Source organism: Mucilaginibacter sp., assembly GCF_036383575.1.
In the GTDB taxonomy this organism is placed as follows: Bacteria; Bacteroidota; Bacteroidia; order Sphingobacteriales; family Sphingobacteriaceae; genus Mucilaginibacter.
The window spans coordinates 1-5,663 of record NZ_DASVOB010000767.1 but is presented as its reverse complement, the minus strand read 5'-3'; the positions used below and the strand labels follow the sequence as shown (position 1 = coordinate 5,663).

Sequence of the window (5,663 nt, the reverse complement as noted above, 5' to 3'; positions counted from 1 at the left end):
CTGCACGATATAAAAAGAGTTTATCTCATAGGCATAGGCGGCATCGGTATGAGCGGCCTGGCACGCTATTTCCATCATTTGGGTTGTATTGTTTGCGGATATGATAAAACGTCGACTGATTTAACCAACCAGTTGCACAATGAGGGGATCCAGGTTGTTTTTGAAGATCATGCGGATTACATTCCCATGAGTTTCCAGAAACCATGCAGCGATACGCTTATTATTTATACGCCTGCTGTACCAAAGGATTCGCACATATTAAACTATTTTAAAAATCAGGGCTTTGAGTTGTTCAAGCGCTCGCAGGTTTTAGGCTTGATCAGCAAGAGTTCATTTACTATTGCTGTGGCCGGTACACATGGCAAAACTACTACCTCAACCATGGTAGCGCATTTGCTTAAGGCATCGGGTAATGATTGCTCTGCTTTTTTGGGTGGTATTTCATCAAATTACCAAACCAATGTGCTTTATGGCAAAAACAATGTAATGGTGGTTGAGGCCGATGAGTATGATCGTTCGTTCCTGACCCTGTATCCGGATGTGGCCATTATCACATCAATGGATGCAGATCACCTGGATATCTATGGCGATCACGCTCACCTGACCGAGTCGTTCAGGTTATTTGCTTCGCAGATAAAACCCGGTGGTACATTGGTGCACAAAAATGGTTTGCCTTTGGATGGCGGATATACCTACGCCTTTGAAGACGAAACTGCCGATGCACATGCATCCAATGTTCGTATCATTGACGGCGATTTTTATTTTGATTATAACAGCGCTGCGGTAAATATTACCGATATAAAAATGGGCATAGCGGGTACCCACAACGTGGAGAATGCTGTAGCTGCCATTGAAGCAGTGTTGAAACTGGATATTGCCCCGGCTGATATTAAGGAAGCACTGGCTTCATTTAAAGGGGTTAAACGCAGGTTTGAATACATTGTTAAAACACCGGAGCATATCTACATTGATGACTATGCACATCACCCTGAAGAACTGAGGGCATGTATCTCATCAATTAAAAGGTTATACCCCACTAAAAAGTTAACGGCTATTTTTCAGCCGCATTTATTTACCCGCACCCGCGACTTTGCCGATGGCTTTGCCGAAGTGCTGGACATGGTTGACGAACTGATATTGCTGGAAATTTACCCGGCGCGTGAGTTGCCTATTGAAGGTGTTAACTCACAGATGCTGCTTAACCGCATGCAGCTGCAAAATAAAAGGATTTTAAGTAAGGAAGAAGCTGTAGCTGCAGTAGCCGCCGAAAAGCCAGAACTATTATTAACGGTAGGTGCCGGTGACATTGATACACTGGTACAGCCATTAAAACAAGTATTGAGCAATGAATAAAAAACTCATTTGGAAGCGCCTGCTGATAGGTTGTGCCTGGGTAATAAGCCTGGGTGGCCTTGTGGTGCTCATGAGTTTTATTGAAACAAAAAAAGCGGGGGTAAAGTGTACAGCAGTAAATGTGAGCATTCCGGGCGGTCAATATTTTATTGACAAGCAGGAGGTCGACCATATTATTGAAGTTACCAGCCACTCGCTGGTAGGCAGGCCTATCGAAAATATTAACATCCAGGAGCTGGAAGATAAACTAAAAGCGAACCCTTTTATTGAGTTTGCCAAAGTTTATACCGAAATGGATGGTGTATTAAGGGTTGAAGTAAGCCAGCGTCAGCCGATACTACGGATCATGAACCATTATGATATGGATTTTTATGTAGATCAGCATGGTTTGAAGATCCCGCTATCGCCAAACTTTACCGCAAGGGTACTGGTGGCTAATGGTTTTATTGAAGAACTGTTTACCAACCATGTTGATTCGTTACATACACGCGTGGCTAAAGATCTGTTTAAAACGGCCGATTATATCCGCAAGGATTCACTTTGGGATGCACAGATAGCGCAGATGTATGTGAACAGCGACCGCGAGATCGAGCTGATCCCGAGGGTAGGCAATCAAAGGATCCTGATCGGTAATGCCGATTCGCTCAACGTGAAGTTAAATAACCTACAGGCTTTTTATAAGCAGGTGTTGCCAAAAGTTGGCTGGGATACTTATAAAGTGATCAATGTAAAATATACCAACCAGGTAATTGGTATAAAAAATGAAAATATAAAAGCTGATTCGGTAAAAGCGGCTAAGGCTGCCAAACAGGATTCGCTCAAAACGAAAAGGGACTCATCTCAAATTAAATTGTAATATGGACAAAAGCTCAACTCAGGAAAAAAGTTCGCCAATTGTAGTAGGATTGGATATCGGAACTACCAAGATATGTGCCATTGTTGGGCGCAGGAGCAGGAACGGGAAGATTGAGGTTTTAGGGATTGGCAAAGCCGAATCTGCCGGTGTAACGCGCGGCGTGGTTTCAAATATAGATAAAACAGTACAGGGCATTCACCAGGCAGTGGATGTGGCGGGCTCGCAATCAAATGTGGAGATCAGGGTAGTGAACGTGGGGATTGCCGGTCAGCATATCAAAAGTCTGCAACACCGCGGTTTAATTACCCGCCGTGATCTGCAGTCAGAGATCAGCCGTAAGGATATCGATAAACTGATTGAGGATATGTATAACTTGGTAATGCCTCCGGGCGAGGAGATCATCCATGTATTACCGCAGGAGTTTACGGTAGATAATGAGCCGGGGATCAAAGATCCGATAGGTATGGCAGGTGTTAGGCTTGAAGCTAATTTCCATATTATCTCGGGCCAGGTAACCGCTATCAAAAATATTGTAAAATGCGTTAACAAGGCCAGCCTGGAAAGCCAGGAACTGATCCTTGAACCGCTGGCATCTTCAGAATCTGTTTTGAGCGAAGAGGAAAAAGAAGCCGGTGTGGTTTTGGTTGATATCGGTGGCGGTACTACCGACGTAGCTATCTTCCACGAAGGCATCATTCGCCATACAGCCGTTATCCCTTTCGGCGGTAACAGCGTAACCGAAGATATCCGCGAAGGTTGTTCAGTAATGCGCAACATCGCCGAGCAATTGAAAGTAAGGTTTGGATCAGCCCTGGCCGATGAGAACAAGGAGAACGAGATAGTATGCGTTCCGGGTTTACGCGGCCGTGAGCCAAAGGAAATTTCGGTAAAAAACCTGGCTTACGTGATCCAGGCCCGTATGGAAGAGATCGTAGAGCATGTTTACTACGAGATCAAATCATCAGGTTACGAGAAAAAGCTGATAGCAGGTATCGTAATAACAGGCGGTGGTGCACAGCTGAAACACTTACGCCAGCTGGTTGAATTTGTTACCGGGTTAGATTGCCGTGTAGGTTATCCTACCGAGCACCTGGCCAAAAATGAAGTGCTGCCAAAAAATACGTACGAAGAATTGCAAAGCCCAACTTTTGCTACCGGTATTGGTTTGTTGATAAAAGGTATCCAGAAAGTGGAATACATGAATGAAGCAATCCCTGCCGAAGTAAAAGCGGCTAAGCCCAAATACGATGCTAAAACTAAAGAAGGGGGCTTGTTAGACAGGCTGCTGAAAAAGAGCATCACATTTATTAAGGATGACATTAAGGATGAGGACTTTCTGAAATAATAATTATTCACAAGGGTAAAACTTATTCACATTGCTCACAAATGTGGAAAAACCTTGTTGAAAAAGTATTATTATTACAATGGTAAAATCTAATGTTGGTTGATTTACATATAGCTGAAAACGAAGATTATGCATTTTGAAATGTTAAAAGAAAAATCGTCGATCATCAAGGTAATTGGTGTTGGCGGTGGTGGTGGAAACGCGGTAAACCATATGTACAGGCAAGGAATTACCGGTGTTGATTTTATAATCTGCAACACGGATGCCCAGGCATTGGAGCTGAGCCCTATACCTAACAAGGTGCAGTTGGGTGCCAGTTTAACCGAGGGCATGGGTGCAGGCTCAATACCCGAAGTTGGCAAAAATTCGGCTATTGAAAATATCGACGATATTAAACAGATGTTGGGCGTTAATACCAAAATGCTGTTTATTACAGCAGGTATGGGCGGTGGCACGGGTACTGGCGCAAGCCCTATCATTGCCAAAGCAGCGCGCGAAATGGATATATTAACGGTGGGTATCATTACCACTCCTTTCTCTTTTGAAGGTAAACGCCGTAAAATGCAGGCTGACGCCGGTTTGGAAGAATTGCGTAAATATGTTGATTCGTTCCTGGTGATCTCAAACGACAGGCTCCGCCAGATTTTTGGCAACCTGACCATGAGCTCAGCATTTGCACAGGCTGATAATATATTGACCACGGCTGCCAAAGGTATCGCCGAGATCATCACCCTGCCGGGTTATATAAACGTCGACTTTAAGGATGTGCGCACAGTGATGAAAGATAGCGGTGTATCTATCATGGGCAGCTCTACTGCCGATGGTGAAAACCGTGCCTTAAAAGCTGTTGAAGGTGCACTGGCATCGCCATTGTTAAAGGATAATGAAATTGAAGGTGCAAGGTATATATTGCTGAACATCAGTTCGGGCCTCAAAGAGGTTACCATGGATGAGATCAGCGTAATTACTGATTACATACAGGAAGAAGCCGGTTTAGCTGCCGACCTGATCTGGGGTAACTGTATCGACGAAAACCTGGGTGAGCAATTATCGGTAACTATTATTGCTACCGGTTTCCAAACCAAGGATGAGCGCGAAAAAGAGCATAGCAACAAGAAAATAGTTTCAATGCTGGTTCCTGAAGAGCCGCAGCAGGCAAGGCCGGTTAATGAGTTTATTAAACCTGTTAAAGTAGATGCCCCTGCCGAACCTTACGCTAAAGCCCCTAAAGAGGATGCTAAACAGGCGGGTTTGTTTGATATGTTTGCCGGCAGCCGCCAGGAAGAACCTGCTGTAGTAAGGCATAGCCTGATGCACGAGGAAGAACCTGAAGCTGATAACGAGCCGGATACTGCGGGGTTCACTTTTAAAATGAGCGAACCGGTAAGTTACGAGCAACCTGTAAGGGAACAACCACGCATGCCAGAACCTGAGCCGGAACCAGCTCCTGTTGTTGGTGCTGATGATAACAAAACCAACGAATCAATTGAAGAGCAGTTGAAAAAATCGCGTGAGCGCATCATGAGGCTCAAAGACCTGAGCATGAAATTGCGTACCGGCAACATCCAGGAGCTGGAGAATGTGCCGGCTTACAAACGCAAAGAGATAGCGTTGCAGGATACGCCGGCATCTGACGAAAGCCAGATCTCCCGTTTTTCCCTGATGCAGGATAGCGAAGGTAATGTTGAGATCAGGAATAATAACTCATATTTGCACGGGAACGCTGATTAAGAATAGAGGCAAGGCTTTTTAAGAGTCAGGACGCCAAGATTCAAGAGACAAGAAAAATAAAACCACAATAATTGAATGGGAGATCGACAAAAGAATTAAATCTGAAAGTTGATCTCCCTTTTTGTTAGATACTTTTATTGATTTTGATTCGTTAATCTGGTTTTCATGGTCTTTATTTCCTTGGTCTTGAACCTTGACTTCTTGGGTCTTGTATCTAAAAGTCTTGCTTCTTTTCTATAAGTTATAACCTATTCTAAAAAGTTATAGCTATTGTTTAAAGGTGTTTTAACGGCTATATTTGCATTTAAATTTATAAAAACAATTCATTTTGGATTTATTTGATAAAATAACAAAAAGCTTGGGTGGGCCGATAGGTCA

General features: G+C 43.8%; 4 protein-coding genes. All 4 read left to right on the top strand.

The genetic code is table 11. The features are described from left to right. Positions 1–1,353: UDP-N-acetylmuramate--L-alanine ligase (gene murC, locus VF500_RS27320; protein WP_330862697.1), on the top strand; the 1,353-nt coding region annotated here is incomplete at its 5' end. Continuing rightward, complete coding sequence (locus VF500_RS27315; protein WP_330862696.1) at positions 1,346–2,209, top strand: cell division protein FtsQ; 864 nt, start codon at positions 1,346–1,348, stop codon at positions 2,207–2,209. The genes murC and VF500_RS27315, both read left to right, overlap by 8 nt. 1 nt (position 2,210) lies before the next feature. After that, positions 2,211–3,554 carry a cell division protein FtsA gene (ftsA, locus tag VF500_RS27310; RefSeq protein WP_330862695.1) on the top strand — a complete coding sequence of 448 codons (1,344 nt, stop codon included), beginning with the start codon at positions 2,211–2,213 and terminating at the stop codon, positions 3,552–3,554. A 129-nt stretch (positions 3,555–3,683) separates the two neighbouring features. Next, on the top strand, positions 3,684–5,285 hold the full coding sequence (gene ftsZ, locus VF500_RS27305) for a cell division protein FtsZ (protein WP_330862694.1): 1,602 nt from the start codon (positions 3,684–3,686) through the stop codon (positions 5,283–5,285). Positions 5,286–5,663: the final 378 nt, after the last annotated feature.